Origin of the sequence: Paraburkholderia sp. BL10I2N1 (assembly GCF_004361815.1) — a bacterium.
Lineage (GTDB): Bacteria > Pseudomonadota > Gammaproteobacteria > Burkholderiales > Burkholderiaceae > Paraburkholderia.
The window spans coordinates 312663-331426 of record NZ_SNWA01000004.1 but is presented as its reverse complement, the minus strand read 5'-3'; the positions used below and the strand labels follow the sequence as shown (position 1 = coordinate 331426).

The window sequence follows — 18764 nt, the reverse complement described above, 5'->3', positions numbered from 1 at the left end:
TTCGTAATGTCTAGATTGGCCTTACCCGGCACAAACCCGCATCCTTCCTATCGAATACGCGGAAAACTTGCTGGAGCTTGCGTGATAGACTTGATCGTCGGGCGACAGGCGACCGGGCCACTTTTCCTTCTGCCAGCAAGATGAAACAAACCGAGCCAAAGCGGCTTTACCAATTGGTCGCCGACCAGATTCGCGGCCTCATCCACGGAGGCGATTTCCCTCCGGGGTCTAGACTGCCGCCGGAGCGCGAGTTGTCGCAGCAACTGGGTGTTTCGCGCCCGTCACTGCGCGAGGCGTTGATCGCACTGGAAATCGGCGGCAACGTCGAGACCCGCATGGGTTCGGGCGTCTATGTGCTCGAAACTGCAAACGAAAGTGAAGGCTCACTGGCTGTATTAGGCGAAAGTCCGACGGAAATCATGCAGGCGCGGGCCGTGATCGAAGGCAGCCTCGTCGTGCTCGCCAGCACGCGGCTTACGGCCGCCTCTCTGGACCGGTTGCGGCGCAGCGTGGATGCGATGCATCGCCTCGCCTCTGCCAACAAATCTCCTCTGGAACCGGACCGGCAGTTCCACCTGATCATTGCGGAAGCGGCCGGCAATACGGTGTTGAGCCGGTATGTGGCCGATCTGTTTGACGCGCGGCGCGATCCGATCGGGGCGAGGATTAGCGAACTCGCCGAAAATACAGCCACATGGATGGCTGCCGTTGAAGAGCACGAAAAAGTCCTGCATGCGCTGCAAGCGGGAGACCCCATTGCTGCAGAAGCGGCGATGCGATCGCATCTGAAGTCTTCTGAAGAGCGTTGGGTCGGAAGTGACATCAAGAAAGTTGCGCTCAACGATGCGGACGGTAAAGCTGGCCGCGTACGACTGGGTTGAGCTTCCCCCGAAATTTCACCTCCTTGGAGGTCACGTAAAAAGGTGCCCCGAAGGGCGGGAGTCGTCCATCACATCAGAGCCGGCGACATGTCAGTCATTGTCGTGAGATGGGTGGCCGGGTGTCGGACTCACCTGTGCTTGCGTTTTCAAGAACGCCGGAGCATCGTCGACATCAGGATGGGGCCCGACGAACCCCAAACAGTTCCACAGATCAGCTCGCCCCGGCAAAACCCTACTCGCATAATTTTGACAGAACTGGTTGCGGGTTTCCGCCCATTGCGAACGGAAGAACTACGGTGACCGTTGGTGATCGTGCGAAGCCAGGCACATCGTTGTGAAAAGCGACAGGTATCTCGATATCGAAGTGTGAATTATAATCAGGAATGCGAATGCAACAGGCGTGGGCAATCATGGCGCGTAGCGCCGTCAGTGAAGTGCGGGCCCCGCGCTGATTCAGCAGTAGTGGCGCAGGTTGATCATCGTATAGGCAAGCGCCTTGAACGCGTAGTGAACGTCACTGATGCGCTCAAAGCGCAGCAGCAGACGGCGGAACTTGTCCTCCCAGGCGAAGACCCGCTCAATGGTCCTGAAGCGCTCCTCGAAGATGGCCGGATCATAGCGCTGCTTGCGGCCCCGTTTCGGCGTTTTGCGTCCGCGCGGATTCTCGGGGATGTTCGGGGTCATGCCGCGATTGAAGATCGCCTTGCGGTTGGCCCTGCAGTCGTAGACGCCATCCAGGCTGACGATTGAACCGTGCTGGTCCGCGCCAATGGCGCGGGCCATGGCGGTGAGGCTGGGCAGCGCGTCGCGCAACAGCGGTGATTCGTTGTGGTTGCCGGGAGCGCTGATGAATGGAGCAATGACGTTGCAGTTGCGATCGCACAAGGCCACCACCTTGTCGCCATTCATATGCTTGTGCCCGCTATATCCGAGATTGTCGCCGCCTTTCTTCGCCGCCGTCGTGGTGCCGTCGCCGTGGATGACCGAAAGGTCAAGCAGTTGGTCCTGGTGAAGTTGCTGCACCGAGCCAGAAAAGATGGCATCGATGCAACCATCGGCCTGCCAGCGACGAAACGTTCGGTAGATGCGCGTATAGTGGATTTCAGGGTGACCTTCTGCATTCCCGTCGATCGGCAGCATCTTCCATTGACAACCCATGTACAGTGCCTGCAGGATGTAGTTGAAGATCTTGTGCAAGGCCAGCGTGGGGGGAGGTCCGCGACGGCCCAGGCTCAGATGCGGCCAGACAAATTGCTCGAACTGCTCCAGGCGCAATCTTGTTGGAATCTCTTGCCAGCATCGGCTTCGGGTCATTCGCTGCGTCCAGAAATCTGAACTTTAGCCGATCTGGCTACTCCGACCTGAAATCCAGTCCTGGCGTGGCTTGCAGACAATCTCCACGGCACTCGAAAACCCGCAACCAGTTGCAGGAAAAAGGCATTTATGCGTTCCACAAGAAGTATGGTTATGGGCAGCGCTCGTTGGTCGAAGCGCAGATCTCCCGGATCAAGCGATGCATCGGCTCGACCTTGCGCACGCAGAAGATCGAGTCGCAGGAACGCGAGGGCGTGATCATCGCGAACATCCTTAACCGGTGGAACTCGTTTGGCAGGCCGGTTTCCTTCAAAAATGGATAGTTGCGTCCGTAGTATGGAAACTCGCACCCTTCCGAACAAAGCCCCACGTCGCCGACGCTTCGTAGCAGCTTGGTAAGCGGTGGCCAACGAGCATGCGTGTCTTCGCATGCGTCTTTTGCACGATTTCGCAGATGCATTGCTGAACAAAATGGTTCTGGCGCCCTGCATTGGTCCGTAGGATCGGTCTAAACATCCATCCGACCGATTCAGCTCATGACGATTTACCTCGACGACACGCAGCGCAAAGCAATCGCCAGGCTGGCAACGAGTTGGACATGGCGCACACAGTGGCCGACGTGGGTACTGACCGTCACGATCTACGGTGGATGGTTCGGCGTCGCAATTCACGCGCGAGTGCTCGGTTTGCCCCTGACCGCGGCGCTGCTCACCTTGCTTGGCGCGTGGTACATGTCGCTGCAACATGAGTTGCTGCATGGTCACCCCACGCGCTCGCCGCTCTTCAACGCACTGCTTGGTTTTGCACCGCTCGCGGTGTGGTTTCCGTACCGCATCTATCGCGATTCACATCTTCAACATCACGACGATGCGCATTTGACGCAACCCGGGCGCGATCCGGAAAGCTACCTCGTCGACAGCCGTGTATGGGAACGCGCCGGTTGGGCGATGCGCGGGCTGCTCACGTGGCGCAATACGTTTGCCGGCCGCTTGCTGTTGGGACCGGCATTCGCCATCGCTGCAACTGGTGTCGATGCGTTACGTAAAATCAGACGCGGCGATTGGCGCGACGTGCCGATTTGGCTCGCGCACTTCGCCGCGCTCGCCGCGCTGACCGCGTGGTTGCAGTACGTGTGCTCGATTCCGGCGTGGGTGTTTATTGTCGCCGTGGGCTATGGATCGCTGTCGCTCGGATCGATTCGCTCGTTTCAGGAACATCGCGCCGCGCATAGCTGTGAGCATCGTACTGTCATTAATGAAGCGGCGCGGTTCTGGCGGCTGGTGTTTCTGAACAACAACTATCATCTGGTTCATCATGACTTGCCGCATGTGCCGTGGTTTGCGCTCCGGAGAGTCTATGAAACGTCCCGCGCGCAATACATGGAACGCTCGGGAGGCTTCCTGGTTAAAGGATATAGCGAATGGTTAAGGCTTTATGCGTTCGCACCGGTTGCGCATCCAGTGCATGGCAATCTGTCCGGCTTCATCCACAGGAATCCGCCTGCTTCCACCAGTTTTGCGGGTAAATTGCGGGTGAAATTCATGGTAGTTGTCCGTCGAGGAGGACTCCATGAAGCTGACCTACCCGCTACTGCTGAACGCCAAACCGCAAGACAAGCCCTATAAGATCCGTGACCGCGACTCCATGTATCTGCGGGTGTCGGTCTCGGGTTCGAAGGTATGGAAATTTGACTACCGACTGGGTTGTCCGCGAGCGCCGGGTACCATCGCTCGAAGCAAGATCGCAACTGCTCATTCAGGATGGCCGTCCTCACCTGCAGAAGGCCTTGACATGAGTTGGTCGCCACGCCATCTGCTGCCGTTTCACAAAGCGCTTGCTGACCACCTGGTTGACCGCCGATTCGACGAAGCTCGACGTGATCGGCTCGCCATGACGGTAGCGGTCCCCGTAGTTCACGATAGAGCGCTGGTTGTTCTCGAGATAGCCGATGAATTCCTCCAGTGGACAGCGTCAAGCAGAAAGTCCGGTTTGCCGACAAACATCTTGGCCGGTCGGTCGAAATGTTTGTCGCTGTTAGTTAGGCATGGGTGTCGCTCCGTTTGCGTTGTCGGCGGGTAATTGACGGCGTCGCTCCTTCTGTTTGTCGCTGGCGTTGCGGCGCCGATAGCTTTCAACGTTCAATTCGAAGATCGTCGAGTGATGGACCAGCCGGTCGATGGCGGCCACCGTCATGCCGGGGTCAGGGAAGACATCATTCCAGCCCGAGAACGGCTGATTGGCCGTTATTGGGGGTGCTTCAGAAAACGGAAAATAAAGCACGTTAGCGAGAGGCGATCGTCGCCAGTTGGCCGGGCCCGGCCTCTCGAGGGTACGTACCGATGAGGCAAAATGACGCCCGATCTGGCAGGCAGAAGTCGACCCGTCTCAGTCATGCAGGCACGATTCTTCTCCGTCCGCTTTCGAAGCGACTTCGGCAGATGGTCGAACAGCGCGGAACAGTCGCGGCCTTTAGAGCTAACTCCTTGATAGCGTCCATCGCTAGACCGGCAAAGGGCGTGGCACTTCCGCTTCGCCGGTCATTGAGGCTTCAGCCAATGGGATCGGCACCTGTCGTGAGGACTATCTTTCCAAAGTGCGTGCCGGAATCGATCAGCTCATGCGCGCCGCGAGCATCGGTAAGCGCAAAGGTCTTATAGACGACCGGCTTGATTCTGCCGCTCTCGATGAGCGGCCAGACTTGCCGCTCCAGTTCGTTGATGATGGTCGCCTTGTCCGCAGACGTACGCGAGCGCAATGTCGAGCCCATGTGCGTCAGCCGTTTTGTCAACATCCAACTGGTTGCGGGTTTTCGAGTGCCGTGGAGATTGTCTGCAAGCCACGCCAGGACTGGATTTCAGGTCGGAGTAGCCAGATCGGCTAAAGTTCAGATTTCTGGACGCAGCGAATGACCCGAAGCCGATGCTGGCAAGAGATTCCAACAAGATTGCGCCTGGAGCAGTTCGAGCAATTTGTCTGGCCGCATCTGAGCCTGGGCCGTCGCGGACCTCCCCCCACGCTGGCCTTGCACAAGATCTTCAACTACATCCTGCAGGCACTGTACATGGGTTGTCAATGGAAGATGCTGCCGATCGACAGGAATGCAGAAGGTCACCCTGAAATCCACTATACGCGCATCTACCGAACGTTTCGTCGCTGGCAGGCCGATGGTTGCATCGATGCCATCTTTTCTGGCTCGGTGCAGCAACTTCACCAGGACCAGCTGCTTGACCTTTCGGTCATCCACGGCGACGGCACCACGACGGCGGCGAAGAAAGGCGGCGACAATCTCGGATATAGCGGGCACAAGCATATGAAGGGCGACAAGGTGGTGGCCTTGTGCGATCGCAACTGCAACGTCATTGCTCCATTCATCAGCGCTCCCGGCAACCACAACGAATCACCGCTGTTGCGCGACGCGCTGCCCAGCCTCACCGCCATGGCCCGCGCCATTGGCGCGGACCAGCACGGTTCAATCGTCAGCCTGGATGGCGTCTACGACTGCAGGGCCAACCGCAAGGCGATCTTCAATCGCGGCATGACCCCGAACATCCCCGAGAATCCGCGCGGACGCAAAACGCCGAAACGGGGCCGCAAGCAGCGCTATGATCCGGCCATCTTCGAGGAGCGCTTCAGGACCATTGAGCGGGTCTTCGCCTGGGAGGACAAGTTCCGCCGTCTGCTGCTGCGCTTTGAGCGCATCAGTGACGTTCACTACGCGTTCAAGGCGCTTGCCTATACGATGATCAACCTGCGCCACTACTGCTGAATCAGCGCGGGGCCCGCACTTCACTGACGGCGCTACGCGCCATGATTGCCCACGCCTGTTGCATTCGCATTCCTGATTATAATTCACACTTCGATATCGAGATACCTGTCGCTTTTCACAACGATGTGCCTGGCTTCGCACGATCACCAACGGTCACCGTAGTTCTTCCGTTCGCAATGGACGGAAACCCGCAACCAGTTCAACGAGAATGGCATCGGCAATGACATTAACGTCAGCCCTCTTTCTGACGGTCGCCCTGCCGGGCATCGGCCAATCCGTGGCGCTTGTCCCCACGCCGGTCACGGTGCCGTCCGCGCCGAAGAAGATCGTGCGAGCACCGCCATGAGGCCAGTAGACGGTGACGATCGCGGTGTGGTCGCTGTGGCACGCACGACACCGAATCGGCACAGATGCGTCGGCTGTCCCACACGGCGCGCACAGGGCAGCGTCCCGGTCGCGCTGAAAGCCGTGCCGGGTGACTTCGCGTGCTTGCCGTTGTGGGCCGGCAGCGTACTATTCATCGTCCCGCTCACGCCTGTTCCGCACTTTCCCTCCGTTGGAATCGAAATCAGCGTGACGCCGTCTGCCGCGCCGACCACGCGTGCGTGCGGGTCGCGAAGTATCGCGCGCACGCTGGCGCTGTCGCTATCACCCGGACAACCGACCAGCACCGCCATATGGTCGAGATAGTTGACGGTCGCAGCCCACTCGCCGAGCCGGCGGCATGCGTCGCCCGCCTTCGGATAGCCGTCACCCATCGGCGCAAGCGACGCGGGCCAGACGAACGGCTCAGACGCGGCGGCTGCGCTCGCCGGATGACTGGCCAAACCCATCGCGATTAACGTAACCAACGTGAGCGCCGCGCAAGCCGCGAACGTGACGGCCGCATGGAAAGCTTTGCCAGTGTTTCGCATCGGACTCCCCCTTGGCATCGATACCGGCTTGCGGTATCGGCCAATACTAGCAGTCATCTGGCTCGTCAGTGGCTCACGTGCCTGCTGCGAAGAATGCCAGCCGATCGGCGCCGCGCAACGCCTGCGCCGGTAGGACATGCGACAATTCGCGACCTGAACATCGCCGTGCCCGGCCGTCATGGCCGTGTCGATCCGTGCCGATCCGCGTCGGCGCTCTTTGACTAACGTCCGTAACAATCCCTCAAAAGGAACCCGCCTCCGCATGACCCCGCACGCGCTCGACACCCAGTCAGCCGCAAGCGAGCAAACTCGCGGCGACATCGTCAGAATCATCGTCGCCACGTCGCTCGTCACTGCGCTCGAAATGTTCGACTTCACCGTGTTTGGCTTTTTCGCGGTGATGATCGGCGATCATTTCTTCCCGGCGACCAACCCGATGACGTCGTTACTGCTGGCGGTCGCCACGTTCGGCGTCGGCTTCCTGATGCGCCCGCTGGGCGCGGTGATGATCGGCGCCTACGCGGACCGCGTCGGACGCCGCGCCGCGATGACGCGCACCACCTGGATGATGGCGCTGGGAACTGCCGCGGTGGGCCTGTCTCCATCGTTTGCCACGATCGGCATCGCCGCGCCGCTGGTCGTCATCGCTGGCCGCTCGCTGCAAGGCTTCGCGCTCGGCGGCGACATCGGCGTGGCCGCGACCTTCGTCACGGAGGCGGGGTCCGCATCGAGCCGCGGCTTCCGGGTCAGCTGGCAGCCCGCGAGCCAGGGCGCGGCGGCGTTGCTCGGCGCATCGCTCGGCCTGCTGCTCAGCGGCACGATGCCGCCGCACGCGCTTGCGTCGTGGGGCTGGCGGATTCCGTTCGTGATGGGTCTGCTGATCGCGCCGGTCGGACTCTATGTTCGGCGCCGGCTGCTCGACAGTCCGGATTCCGCCTCGGCCATCCCGAACGCCGCGAACCGCATGAATAACGGCGCGCCGCGCGCCGAGCTGTGGCGCGAACATGGCAAGACGATTCTGCTGGCCATGCTGATGATGATGGGGCAAACCATCCCCGTCTACGCGGTCGTCTACTACATGCCGAGCTACGTGACTCGCGTGATGCACATGCCCGCGCTCACCGGGTTCCTCGCGTCCACCTCGTCCGCGCTGCTGCTGGTGATAATTCCGCCGCTGGCCGGCCGTCTCGTCGATCGCTTGCCGCGCCGCAAGCCGCTGGTGCTGTTCAGCTCGGGATGCACCGCGCTGCTGGTGTATCCCGCGTTTCTGCTGATCACCCGCGCGACGGGCCCGCTGCCCATTCTGGCTGGCGTCGGGCTCGTCAGCGCCGCGATCGCGCTCGGTGCCGGCACCGTCACGCTGCTCGTGCTCGAAGCGCTTCCCGCGCGCGTGCGCGCGAGCGGTATCGCGATCTCCCATGCGCTGAACGTTGCCCTGTTCGGCGGCACCGCGCAGTTCATCGTCACAGGGCTGGTCAAATGGACCGGCAATCCGATGTCGGCCGCCTGGTATGTGGCGCCGGCGTGCGTCGTGAGCTTCGTGGCGGTCGTGCTGTTCACGGAACGGGACGCGCGCGTCGACCACGCGTGATGCGGGTGTTGCCGCCGCGACGCCGTCGGCCCGCTTGGGCTATCTGTCCCGGTGCGGCGGACAACCGTCAGCCGATCAGCCAGCGGCGCCACAACGGCATCGCGTCGTCCTGTCCCCATTGTTTTACTTTTCGGAACAGAGAGTTTGGAAATTAGTAACTAAAAAGTTAAGTCTTCGCGATTTGTGAGAAGACTTCAGTGTGCTGCGGCCAGAATTGGAACGATGTTGAAACGGGTGAGAGAACAGGCAGCAGCGATGGCGGCGCGGCCCAGACGCGTGAGGTAGTAGCGGTAGGTATGGGCCACCTTCTTGATCAAGCCGAGTGTGCGCAGTCGCGAGAGCTGTCGGGACAGCACCGGGGCGCTCATGTCCACATGCCTGGCCAGATCGGCACGGCGCAGGCCATGCACGTTGAACTCGCCGCGCTGCAAGGCACGCAGCAGTGCTTGCTCGCCGCCGTTGAAGAAGTTGAGTCCTTTGACCCTGCGCTCATTACTGCCCACGCGGGACTGGCTCAAACGTTGAAGGTCGCGCTCACCTGCGCTGGGGTCATCCAGACTCGACAAAAACGCGAGGTAGCGCTGGTTGCAGCCCAGCATGATCTCGCGCAGGTCGAACAGGCTGTAGATGGTTTTCCTCAACGCTGCGAGTTCGTAGGTGCTTTGGCCATTCCTGTGTTCCACCTTGCGGTGGTGTTTGAAGAAGCTCACGTCGTTGATGGTGGTTTCTATCCGCAACACATGGGAGAACTTGTCGTAAACCTTGACGCTGGCAACGCCCATATGGTGCTTGATGCAGCGTCCCTCGATGCGGGTGGACAGCCGCGAGCCGATCTCCTGCGCCAATTGCGGCGTGACCTTCTTGCCCAGGAAGCCGGCTACTTTCCCGGCGTGCGCGGCCAGCACCGCCTGACGCGACAGCACGTCGTACAGCGGCACCAGCGTCTGTTGGCTGCGGAACATCAGGTCAGTGGAATACTCGGCCTGCCGCAGGCTCCAGTGGTAGGTCTGGCCGAACACGTCGAGCACCGGGCACAGCCACTGCGCGTAGCGGTCCAGTCGCTCATGCAGCATATCGGGGCTCAGCGCGTCGGCGATGGCCTGTGCACGGTCCATATCGGCAATGCGCAAAAAGGCGTTGTCGGCCTGCACGAACCCGATGCCCTCGCGCTTGAGCGCACGGGCCACGGCGCCGTGGCCATTGCAGTAGAACTGCAAGCCGAACGGTGCCCAGGTCGGGACCCTGAGGTAGCACAGCCCGAGTTCGTCATCGATGAAGTAGAAGTAGTAGTGCAGACACTTGCCCGTCTCGGGGCGCAGGTAGGTCTTGCCGCTGCTCTTGTCGTGCCACGGCTTGTAGCTCGGGCAGGCCTCCATCGCCGAGATGACGTGCACCAGCCCGGGTGCATCGCCACGCCCCTGCAGCACGCGTGCCACCAGATCTTCCTTGCGGATGTGGCTCTTGTTGACGTGCTCAATCTCGATGCCGGCGGCAGCGCAGACCTCTTGCGCGCGCACACGGATGCGTTCGCGCAGCGGTTCGGCGAACCTGGCGTAGTCGAATAGGCGAATGCCGTTGGCGTTCAGAAAACTCGTCATGCCCGCTGCGTAGCACGCGCCAGGCAGCGTGCCCGTGATCAGGATTCGGTCAAAGCACGACAGCACGCCGTGCAAATTCGCCGCGTAACGCTCAATCAGATCGGCCTTCATGGTTCACTTCGGCATCGGCTGGCTATATGGCTACGCATCGTACTACCTGTTTGGTTCCGGCTCGTCCGGCTTAGGTATTTGCCCTAGGTCGCCACCCTCCTAGACTGTCCTCACTGCCGCAAACAAAAGTGTTTGCGGCTCAAACAAGACAAATCCTGGAGGTAGTCATCATGAAATCGCTCGTTCAAGCCGTCGTTATCGCCGCTACCCTCGCTGCTCCGGTTGCCGTGTTCGCCCAGTCGAACCAGCCGCTGACCCGCGCGCAAGTCCGTGAACAACTGGTCCAGATCGAAAAGGCGGGCTACAACCCGGCCCGTTCGAACCCGAATGAATACCCGTCGAACATCCAGGCCGCTGAAGCACGCGTAGCGGCGCAGAACAGCGCAGCGGGTGGAGTGGCCAGCGGTTCGTCGCAGCAAGGTCACGCGGTCGCGCAATAAGGCTTCAGGCCAGCCCGCCGCTGTTGTTTGATATTTGCTGGGCCGTAGCTTGTCGTAGCTTGCCGCAGCGCACACGATCACCGCCTCTGGCAGCTTGAGATCACCGGCCCGTCATCGCGCTTTCGCCGCGATAGCGGGCCGGTTCTACATCAAACCCTCCGCCCCGGATTCCCGGTGGCTTCGCCAGGCCTTCAGGGGCCGGGCGTTTTTTGTTGCCCTGGCGAACGCGTGGCCGGACAAAGCCACGCCTCGCGATCAAACCGCGCCCGGACTCACATACGCGGTCTTCACCACCGTATAGAACTCGCGCGCATAGCTGCCCTGCTCGCGCGGACCGTAGCTCGAACCCTTGCGGCCACCAAACGGCACGTGATAATCGACGCCGGCGGTTGCCGTGTTCACCATCACCATGCCGGCCTGCGCGTGTCGGCGGAAATGGCTCGCGTACTTGAGCGACGTCGTGCAGATACCTGCCGAGAGCCCGAACTCGGTGTCGTTGGCGACCGCGAGCGCTTCGTGATAGTCCTTGACCTTGACGACCGACGCCACCGGGCCGAACACTTCTTCGCGGTTGATGCGCATGGCAGGGGTCGTGTCGGTGACCAGCGCCGGCGCGAGGAAATAGCCGCGCGTGGCGCGCTCGACCAGCTCGCCGCCGAACACGCTGCCGCCCTCTTCCCGCGCGACGGCGAGATAGCGTTCGTCCTGCTCGAGCTGCTTGTCGTCGACGACCGGGCCGATCTGGGTCCCGTCAGCGAGCGCATCGCCGACCTTCAACGCTTGCATGCGCTTCTTCATGCCGTCGATGAACCGCTCGTAAATCCCTTCCGTCACGATCAAGCGGCTCGACGCCGTGCAACGCTGGCCCGTCGAGTAGAACGCACCGTTGATGCACACCTCGATCGCAACGTCGAGGTCGGCGTCGTCGAGCACCACCATCGGGTTCTTGCCGCCCATCTCCAGCTGGAACTTCTTGCCCGACGCGAAACATTTCGCGCCGATCGCACGACCGGTCGCCACGGAACCGGTGAAGCTCACGGCATCGACTTCCGGCGACGAGACCAGCGCTTCGCCCACTACGGAACCACGCCCCATCACGAGATTGATGACGCCCGCCGGCGCGCCGGCTTCGGCGATGATCTTGACGAGTTCCCACGTGCTGCCCGGCACGAGGTCGGCCGGCTTGATGACCACGGTGTTGCCGTAGGCGAGCGCCGGCGCAATCTTCCAGGCCGGAATCGCGATGGGGAAATTCCACGGCGTGATGAGGCCGATCACACCAACCGGCTCGCGCGTCATTTCCACGGTCATGCCCGGGCGCACGGACGGCACGATTTCGCCGCCGAGGCGCAGCGCTTCGCCCGCAAAGAACTTGAAGATCTGCCCCGCGCGGCCCACCTCGCCGATCGCTTCGGGCAGCGTCTTGCCTTCTTCGCGCGCGAGAAGCTTGCCCAGTTCGGCCTTGCGCGCGAGGATCGCGCTGCCTGCATGATCGAGCAGGTCGAAGCGCTGCTGAGGCGTGGACAACGACCATTGCGCGAACGCGTTGCGCGCGGCGCGGATCGCGCGTTGCGTCTGGTCGGCGTCGGCCTGCGCGAACTCGCCGATGACGTCGTCGAGGTTGGACGGATTGACGTTGCGGGACACGCTTGCGCCTTCTACCCACTGTCCGTCGATGTAGTTTGCAAACTGGCTCATGTTCGGGTTCTCCGGTCGATACGGAATAACGCCTCCGCCACCACAACCTGACGGTCAGGCCGGGGCGGAGGCGACTGGCAATACGCCTGGGTGACGCGTGGCACGACGGCCATTCGCGACACCCGGGTTGATCAGTTCAATCAGGCCGACGCAAGCAGGCCGCGCGCGGCCAGGTTCTGATACAGCGCGCGCACCCCGAACGTCCACGGCTCGATTTCGGTGCTCAGCCGAACCGTGTTGGTCAACGCGCCGAGTTGCGGCGTCGCAACCGTCACCAGGTCGCCGAGGTGGTGCGTGAACCCCGCGCCGGGCGCGTCACGGTCCTTGATCGGCGAGAACATGGTACCGAGGAACAGCATGAAGCCGTCCGGATACTGATGATGCCGTCCCCACGTCTGCGCAACGAGGTCCGCCGGATCACGGCTGATTTCGCTCATGTGGCTCACACCTTCGAGCAGGAAGTCGTCGTCGGCGCCTTCCACGCGCAGCGAGACGCTGGCCGTGCGCACCGAGTCGAGCGAGAAGCGCTCGTCGAACAGGCGCACGAACGGGCCGATCGCGCACGAGCCGTTGTTGTCCTTGCACTTGCCCAAGAGCAGCGCCGAGCGGCCCTCGATATCGCGCAGGTTGACGTCGTTGCCGAGCGTCGCGCCGACGATCTCACCACGGCTATTCACCGCCAGCACGATCTCCGGTTCCGGATTGTTCCAGTTCGATGCGGCGAGCAGTCCCACATCGGCGCCGAAGCCGACCGCCGACATTGGCTGCGACTTCGAAAACACTTCCGCGTCAGGACCGATGCCCACTTCCATGTATTGCGACCACGCACCGCGCCGCTCGAGTTCCGACTTCAGCTTCATCGCCGCGTCCGAGCCCGGTTCGATCTTCGACAGGTCGGTGCCGATCATCGAAGCGATGGTCTCGCGGACCTCCTTCGCCTTCGCCGGATCGCCGCCCGCCTGCTCCTCGATCACGCGCTCGATCAGACTCACCGCGAACGTCACGCCGCACGCCTTGATCGCCTGAATGTCGCATGGCGCGAGCAGCCGTACGACCGGCGCGGCCGCGTGAGGCAAATTGGCGGCGATCAACTGCGCGGCCGTGCCGAGCGACACGCCCGGCGCGGTACGCGCGACCTGCGCGGCGTTCTCGCGCTCGAACAGGTCCGCCGTGGTCGGCACGGTCGCGGTGATATCGAACAGCTCGCCGCCGCGCACGACGACCACGCACGGGCCTTCATGCGTGTCGGTCTTGCGCCACACGCGCCCGACGAGCAGCGCCTCATCGAGGTCGTCCGGAAGGAAACTGGATTGGGAAATTGCGGACATGGAAGTTGAGTTCTTCAGGAGAGTTGGGAAACCAGGCGCGCCTGGCTCGATATGAGATCCGAGCCAGGCGCTGCCACCTGCATTTCAGTGCGAATGCCGCGGATTGCCGCGCTCGGCAATCACCTTCAGGTAGAGCGTGGCGGGCTCGAGGCAGCCGCCGGTCGAGAGCTGGCCCACCGTCTGGCGGTACAGTTCCTGCCACGGCGTTTGCGCCGGCGGAATCTTGAAGGTCGCCGTCTCACGGCGCCGCGCGAGTTCGTCGTCATCGACCAGCACGTTGACGCTGCGCGCATTCAGATCCACGCGAATGCGGTCATTCGTGCGCAACAGCGCGAGCCCGCCGCCCACGGCCGCTTCCGGCGACATGTTCAGAATCGACGGGCTCGCGGACGTGCCGCTTTGCCGCCCGTCGCCAAGCGTCGGCAGCGAGTTGATGCCCTGACGCACGAGCGCCGCCGGCGGCGCCATGTTGACGACTTCGGCGCTGCCCGGATAGCCCACGGGCCCGGCGCCGCGAATCACCAGAATGCAGTGCTGGTCGATTTCGAGCGACGGATCGTCGATGCGCGCGTGATAGTCCTCGGGGCCATCGAACACGATAGCCCGCGCCTCGAACGTGTTTTCCGCACCGGGCTCGCTCAGATAGGTCTGCCGGAACGCGTCGCCGACCACCGACATCTTCATGATCGCGCTGTTGAAGAAGTTGCCCGACAGCACTATGAAACCCGCGCCGTGCTTGAGCGGATCTTCCGTTGTCCTGATGACCTCGCGATCCCCCGACGGCGCGTCCGCGGCGATCTCGCCGATGGTCCGGCCCGACACGGTCAGACATTCGCGATGCACGAGGTTCGCTTGCGCAAGCTCGCGCAATACGGCAGGCACGCCGCCCGCACGGTGAAAGCTTTCGCCGAGGTATTCGCCGGCCGGCATGCAGTTCACGATCAGCGGCACCTGCTCGCCCACGCGCTGCCAGTCTTCGAGACTCAGCTCGACGCCCATGTGCCGCGCAATCGCGATCAGATGCGGCGGGCAATTAGTCGACGCCCCCAGCGCCGACGCCACCACGATGGCGTTTTCGAACGCACCCTTGGTCATGATCTGCGACGGCCGCACATCCTCGCGCACGAGGTCGACGATCCGCTTGCCGGTGGCATACGCCATCTGGCCACGCTCGCGGTACGCCGCGGGAATGCTCGCGCAGCCGGGCAGCGACATGCCGAGCGCTTCAGCCAGGCTGTTCATCGAGAGCGCGGTGCCCATCGTGTTGCAGTGACCGATCGACGGCGACGACGCGGTCGTCAGTTGCATGAAGCCTTCGTAGTCGATTTCGCCGGCCGCGAGCAGATTGCGCGCGTGCCAGATGACGGTCCCGGAGCCGATGCGTTTGCCTTCGTGCCAGCCGTCGAGCATCGGGCCGCCGGACAGCACGATGGCGGGCATGTCGACGGTCGCCGCCGCCATCAGGCAGGCAGGCGTGGTCTTGTCGCAGCCGGTGGTCAGCACCACGCCATCGAGCGGAAAGCCGTGCAGGATTTCGACGAGGCCCAGATACGCGAGATTGCGGTCGAGCGCGGCGGTCGGCCGGCGGCTCTGCTCGGCGAGCGGATGGACCGGGAATTCCATCGGGATACCGCCTGCGTCGCGAATACCGGCTTTGGTGCGCGCCGCCAGTTCGATGTGATGCCGGTTGCACGGCGCAAGGTCGCTGCCAGTCTGCGCGATACCGATGATCGGCCGGCCCGACTGCAGTTCTTCGCGCGTGAGGCCGTAGTTCATGAAGCGCTCAACGTAAAGCGCCGTCATGTCCGCGTGCGCGGGATCGTCGAACCATTCCTGGCTTCGCAGCCGGCGCGGTGTGGATGCTGACATGATGCTTATCTCTCCGTCATGGGAAGGGTTGCAGCGCTGGCGTGCTGTGCCGCACGCGCTGGTTGGTGGCCGGGCGCTTGTCGTCGACCGACGCTGCCCGGGCCAGCATGCTGCGCAGTACGAGCAGGATCAGCATACAACTGATCAGCAGACACGCGCCAAGCGCATAGGTACCGTTGTTGATATCGACCGTCAGGCGCGCGGCAGGCGCGGTGGCAGCGGACGGCACGGTGGTCATTCAAGTCTCCATCGGCGTACTTTCATCGGACATGCGTGTAGGTCATCGACACCAAACGGGACCAAACGGCGCCAGAAAGTTACCGGTAACATTTCTGGTTGTGGATGTTACGCGCGGCACACCGTCCGAACAACCAAGGGATATCCCTGATCTGAGCCGATCTGATCCGAGCTGAGCCGAACCGACCTGGCGACGAGCGCGCGTTCAGGCGCTTTCGCGCGCGATGACCGTGAAGTCGATCTTGACGGACTTCGCACGCGGCGCCTCGCCGGCCTCGCGCGCGGCGAGCGCGGCGAGCAAGGTCTCGCCGGCACGCAAGCCGATGCCATAGGCATCCACCGACACCGTGGTGATGGCCGGTTGACAGCACCATGACACCTCGAAGTTGCCGAAGCCGGCAATCGCGATATCGCCCGGCACCGACAACCCGCGCCGGTGGCACTCCATGATCGCGCCAAACGCCGACATGTCGCTCACGCACATCACGGCTTCGGTATCGGGCCACGCTTCGAGCAACGCGCCGATTGCCGGCGCGCCATGACTCATCGTGATCGGCGAGTCGCCGAGCCGGATCACGCGGGGCTCGCCGAGTCCCAGCGCCTTCATTTCAGCGACATAGCCGCGCATCCGGTCGAGGCCGCGCCGATCGCGTTCACTCGCGCCGGCGATAAAGCCGATGCGGCGATATCCGCACGCATGCAGGTGCCGAACCATCGCCCGCGCCGCCGTCGCGTTCGAGAAGCCCACTGCGGTATCGATCGGATCGGCGGGCAGATCCCACATTTCGACCACCGGAATACCGGCGCGCTGCAACAGCGTGCGGGTCGCCTCGGTATGCCGCCCGCCCGTCAGCGCGACGCAACGCGGCTGGTGGCGCAGCATCGAACGCACGAGGAGCTCTTCCTGTTCGAGACGATAGTCGGTGTCGCCGAGCAATAACTGCAGACCATGCGGACTGAGCGCGGCGGTCAGGCCGCGCACCGTGTCGGAGAAGTTGGAACTCGAGAGCGACGGCACCAGCACCGCGACGAACTCCGAGCGTCCCGACGACAATGCGCCCGCTGCCGCATCGGCGACGTATCCGAGTTCATCGATCACCTTCTGAACCCGTTCGCGGGTCGCCTGCGATACGCTGCGTCCGGCCAGCACGCGGGACACGGTCATCTTCGAGACGCCAGCGCGTTCGGCAACATCGGACATGCGGGGCGGGACGGGCAGCCTGGACGTCATGGTGTGGATCACTGCGGGTGCACGGAAGTCATGGAACGCACATGATACCTGGCGACACTGCGCGCGGGGCGAGGTTTCATCCCCATTGCACCGCGCGGTTCAGCGCGAGAAGCCCCATTGGATGCGTGCCTGCGGCTGGCCCGGCACCGGCGAGCGAAACGAAAACAGGCCGCCGGCTTGCGGCTGCCGTTGACGCTCCGCCGCCGAGAGTCCTTTCCACGCCGTCGAGGCATACACGGTCCGCAGATCGTCGCCGCCGAAAGCGAGTTTCGTCACGTTCGCGCAAGGAAACGGCACCTGCTCCACCAGTTTGCCATCGGGCGAGTAGCGTTCGATACGCCAGCCGCCGAATAGCGCGATCCACACGAATCCTTCTGCGTCGACAGCCATGCCGTCCGGGTGGCCATCGCCGGAAATCGCGGCGAAGATGCGCTTGCGCGACAACGTGCCGTCTTCACTCACGTCGAACGCATACACCACGCGCCGCATGGTGTCGTTGTGATAGAGCGTGCGGCCGTCCGGACTCAACGCGGGTCCGTTGGTGATCACATAGTCGTCGTCCTGCGACACGACTTCGCCGTCGTCGTTGACGCGATACAGGATGCCGGTCGGCTTTTCTTCGCCATCGTCCATCGAACCGAACCACAGGTGTCCGGTGGCGTCGACATAGCCGTCGTTGAGCCGGTTGCCGGGCAGGTGCGTTTCGACGTCCTTCAGCTTGCTGAATTGCCCGCTATCGGCATCGAAGCGATACAAGCCGTCCGGCAGTCCGCAGACGAACGCATGGTCCGCCAACGGCACGATAAAGCCCGGCTGATCCGGCGCTTTCCACGTCTGGGTTTGCCCCGTACTGATCGTCAGACGATGGATCTGGCGGCCCTTGATATCGACGAAATACACCGCGTTTTCCGCGGCCTGCCACACCGGGCCTTCCCCCAGTTCAGCATAGATCGGCCATACGCAGGCAGGCAGGTGGATTCTCATTCTCCGTACCACCCGGCGTCGACGAAATAGTCGCGTCCCGAGCAGCGGGCAGCATCATCGGAGGCCAGAAACAACGCCATGCGGGCAACGTGCTCGGACTCGATACGCAAGGGCAGGCATTGGCTCGCGACGAGCTTGGCTTCGCTCTCCGTTGACTGCCAGAGCTGCATCTGACGCGGGGTCCGAACGGCGCCCGGAATGATGCAGTTCACGCGAATGCCTGCATCGCCGAGATCACGCGCAAGGCCTCGTGTCAGCCCTTCGATACCGGCCTTCGCGCTCATGTAGATGGCCAGGTTCGGCAACGCCAGGTGCCACGAGACCGAGCCGAGGTTCAGGATCACGCCGCGCCCGATCTTGCGCATGCCGGCCGCGGCAGCCTGCGCACAGAAGAACTGGTGGCGCAGATTCACCGCCATGCGTTCGTCCCAATAGGTCGACGTGATAGCGTCGACTTCGTGCCGGTCGTCATTGCCGGCGTTGTTGACGAGCACCTCGATCGGCCCTGCGATGTCAGCGACGCCGGCAAATACGTCCTGGATCGCGTCGACACTGCGCAGGTCGCAGCGACGGAACACGGGCGGATACGTGGCGTCGCGCAGCGAGTCCTGCAACTTCCGCGAATCTTCCTCGGCGACGTCGAGGAAGAAAACCCGCGCGCCCTGGCGAGCGAACGCTTCGACCATGGCGGCGCCAATTCCGCTGCCGCCACCGGTGATGACAACCGTTTTGTCCGATAGGCTCGGATAGTTTGCGTAGGACATCTGAAATTCAACTTGTAACGAGTATGACAAAAGACACC

Annotated in this window: 15 protein-coding genes and 4 pseudogenes; 6 read left to right on the top strand and 13 right to left on the bottom strand. The window is 62.6% G+C overall.

What is annotated here, in order from left to right:
• Positions 1–140 precede the first annotated feature (140 nt).
• On the top strand, positions 141–881 hold the full coding sequence (locus tag B0G77_RS42855) for a FadR/GntR family transcriptional regulator (RefSeq protein ID WP_133667891.1): 741 nt from the start codon (positions 141–143) through the stop codon (positions 879–881).
• A 453-nt stretch (positions 882–1334) separates the two neighbouring features.
• Here the strand turns inward: B0G77_RS42855 and B0G77_RS42850 are convergent, their stop codons facing one another.
• Positions 1335–2156 (bottom strand): IS5 family transposase, encoded by an 822-nt coding sequence (locus B0G77_RS42850; protein WP_243751541.1) that lies wholly within the window; start codon positions 2154–2156, stop codon positions 1335–1337.
• Between the two features lie 2 nt (positions 2157–2158).
• On the opposite strand from B0G77_RS42850, the gene B0G77_RS45180 reads away from it, so the two are divergent.
• Positions 2159–2518 carry a hypothetical protein gene (locus B0G77_RS45180; RefSeq protein ID WP_243751540.1) on the top strand — a complete coding sequence of 120 codons (360 nt, stop codon included), beginning with the start codon at positions 2159–2161 and terminating at the stop codon, positions 2516–2518.
• 213 nt (positions 2519–2731) lie between these two features.
• On the top strand, positions 2732–3820 hold the full coding sequence (locus B0G77_RS42840; RefSeq protein WP_133667889.1) for a fatty acid desaturase: 1089 nt from the start codon (positions 2732–2734) through the stop codon (positions 3818–3820).
• A gap of 83 nt (positions 3821–3903) precedes the next feature.
• Here B0G77_RS42840 and B0G77_RS45175 read toward each other — a convergent pair.
• From B0G77_RS45175 to B0G77_RS42830, 3 pseudogenes are all read right to left on the bottom strand, one after another.
• Positions 3904–4157, bottom strand: a pseudogene (locus B0G77_RS45175) (ISKra4 family transposase); the annotation flags it as partial.
• A 72-nt stretch (positions 4158–4229) separates the two neighbouring features.
• Positions 4230–4454: pseudogene (locus B0G77_RS42835) on the bottom strand (ATP-binding protein); the annotation flags it as partial.
• Between the two features lie 289 nt (positions 4455–4743).
• Positions 4744–4989 (bottom strand): annotated as a pseudogene (locus B0G77_RS42830) (zinc-binding dehydrogenase); the annotation flags it as partial.
• Positions 4990–5139: 150 nt separating this feature from the next.
• On the opposite strand from B0G77_RS42830, the gene B0G77_RS42825 reads away from it, so the two are divergent.
• Entirely contained in the window at positions 5140–5961 is an 822-nt protein-coding gene (locus tag B0G77_RS42825) for an IS5 family transposase (RefSeq protein WP_243751539.1), read from the top strand.
• Between the two features lie 299 nt (positions 5962–6260).
• On the opposite strand, the gene B0G77_RS42820 is transcribed toward B0G77_RS42825, so the two are convergent.
• Positions 6261–6875 (bottom strand): hypothetical protein, encoded by a 615-nt coding sequence (locus tag B0G77_RS42820; protein ID WP_208116607.1) that lies wholly within the window; start codon positions 6873–6875, stop codon positions 6261–6263.
• A gap of 262 nt (positions 6876–7137) precedes the next feature.
• On the opposite strand from B0G77_RS42820, the gene B0G77_RS42815 reads away from it, so the two are divergent.
• The gene (locus B0G77_RS42815; RefSeq protein ID WP_133667887.1) at positions 7138–8466 is read left to right on the top strand and encodes an MFS transporter; all 1329 of its coding nucleotides are present in this window, start codon (positions 7138–7140) and stop codon (positions 8464–8466) included.
• 194 nt (positions 8467–8660) lie between these two features.
• Here B0G77_RS42815 and B0G77_RS42810 read toward each other — a convergent pair whose 3' ends face one another.
• Complete coding sequence (locus tag B0G77_RS42810; RefSeq protein ID WP_133660315.1) at positions 8661–10175, bottom strand: winged helix-turn-helix domain-containing protein; 1515 nt, start codon at positions 10173–10175, stop codon at positions 8661–8663.
• A 170-nt stretch (positions 10176–10345) separates the two neighbouring features.
• On the opposite strand from B0G77_RS42810, the gene B0G77_RS42805 reads away from it, so the two are divergent.
• Positions 10346–10615: a DUF4148 domain-containing protein gene (locus B0G77_RS42805; RefSeq protein ID WP_133667886.1), complete on the top strand. Its 270-nt coding sequence runs from the start codon at positions 10346–10348 to the stop codon at positions 10613–10615.
• Between the two features lie 255 nt (positions 10616–10870).
• Here the strand turns inward: B0G77_RS42805 and B0G77_RS42800 are convergent, their stop codons facing one another.
• From B0G77_RS42800 to B0G77_RS42770, 7 genes and pseudogenes are all read right to left on the bottom strand, one after another.
• Complete coding sequence (locus B0G77_RS42800) at positions 10871–12313, bottom strand: aldehyde dehydrogenase family protein (RefSeq protein WP_133667885.1); 1443 nt, start codon at positions 12311–12313, stop codon at positions 10871–10873.
• A gap of 140 nt (positions 12314–12453) precedes the next feature.
• Entirely contained in the window at positions 12454–13641 is a 1188-nt protein-coding gene (locus tag B0G77_RS42795; RefSeq protein ID WP_133667884.1) for a fumarylacetoacetate hydrolase family protein, read from the bottom strand.
• 84 nt (positions 13642–13725) lie between these two features.
• Positions 13726–15510, bottom strand: coding sequence for an IlvD/Edd family dehydratase (locus B0G77_RS42790; protein WP_133667883.1), 1785 nt, complete (start codon positions 15508–15510; stop codon positions 13726–13728).
• A 16-nt stretch (positions 15511–15526) separates the two neighbouring features.
• Positions 15527–15724 (bottom strand): annotated as a pseudogene (locus B0G77_RS42785) (MFS transporter); the annotation flags it as partial.
• Positions 15725–15952: 228 nt separating this feature from the next.
• Positions 15953–16948 (bottom strand): LacI family DNA-binding transcriptional regulator, encoded by a 996-nt coding sequence (locus tag B0G77_RS42780; protein WP_133667882.1) that lies wholly within the window; start codon positions 16946–16948, stop codon positions 15953–15955.
• Positions 16949–17077: 129 nt separating this feature from the next.
• Positions 17078–17962, bottom strand: coding sequence for an SMP-30/gluconolactonase/LRE family protein (locus tag B0G77_RS42775; RefSeq protein WP_133667881.1), 885 nt, complete (start codon positions 17960–17962; stop codon positions 17078–17080).
• Positions 17959–18726 (bottom strand): SDR family oxidoreductase, encoded by a 768-nt coding sequence (locus tag B0G77_RS42770; protein ID WP_133667880.1) that lies wholly within the window; start codon positions 18724–18726, stop codon positions 17959–17961. The genes B0G77_RS42775 and B0G77_RS42770 overlap by 4 nt, the downstream gene beginning before the upstream one ends.
• Positions 18727–18764: the final 38 nt, after the last annotated feature.

What these genes read in the sequence shown, in the direction of transcription:
- B0G77_RS42805 (WP_133667886.1), top strand. Translation starts at nt 10,346, where the DNA reads ATGAAATCGCTCGTTCAAGCCGTCGTTATCGCCGCTACCCTCGCTGCT.
- B0G77_RS42820 (WP_208116607.1), bottom strand. Translation starts at nt 6,875, where the DNA reads ATGCGAAACACTGGCAAAGCTTTCCATGCGGCCGTCACGTTCGCGGCT.
- B0G77_RS42840 (WP_133667889.1), top strand. Translation starts at nt 2,732, where the DNA reads ATGACGATTTACCTCGACGACACGCAGCGCAAAGCAATCGCCAGGCTG.
- B0G77_RS42775 (WP_133667881.1), bottom strand. Translation starts at nt 17,962, where the DNA reads ATGAGAATCCACCTGCCTGCCTGCGTATGGCCGATCTATGCTGAACTG.
- B0G77_RS42815 (WP_133667887.1), top strand. Translation starts at nt 7,138, where the DNA reads ATGACCCCGCACGCGCTCGACACCCAGTCAGCCGCAAGCGAGCAAACT.
- B0G77_RS42770 (WP_133667880.1), bottom strand. Translation starts at nt 18,726, where the DNA reads ATGTCCTACGCAAACTATCCGAGCCTATCGGACAAAACGGTTGTCATC.
- B0G77_RS42795 (WP_133667884.1), bottom strand. Translation starts at nt 13,641, where the DNA reads ATGTCCGCAATTTCCCAATCCAGTTTCCTTCCGGACGACCTCGATGAG.
- B0G77_RS42855 (WP_133667891.1), top strand. Translation starts at nt 141, where the DNA reads ATGAAACAAACCGAGCCAAAGCGGCTTTACCAATTGGTCGCCGACCAG.
- B0G77_RS42790 (WP_133667883.1), bottom strand. Translation starts at nt 15,510, where the DNA reads ATGTCAGCATCCACACCGCGCCGGCTGCGAAGCCAGGAATGGTTCGAC.
- B0G77_RS42800 (WP_133667885.1), bottom strand. Translation starts at nt 12,313, where the DNA reads ATGAGCCAGTTTGCAAACTACATCGACGGACAGTGGGTAGAAGGCGCA.
- B0G77_RS42780 (WP_133667882.1), bottom strand. Translation starts at nt 16,948, where the DNA reads ATGTCCGATGTTGCCGAACGCGCTGGCGTCTCGAAGATGACCGTGTCC.
- B0G77_RS42810 (WP_133660315.1), bottom strand. Translation starts at nt 10,175, where the DNA reads ATGAAGGCCGATCTGATTGAGCGTTACGCGGCGAATTTGCACGGCGTG.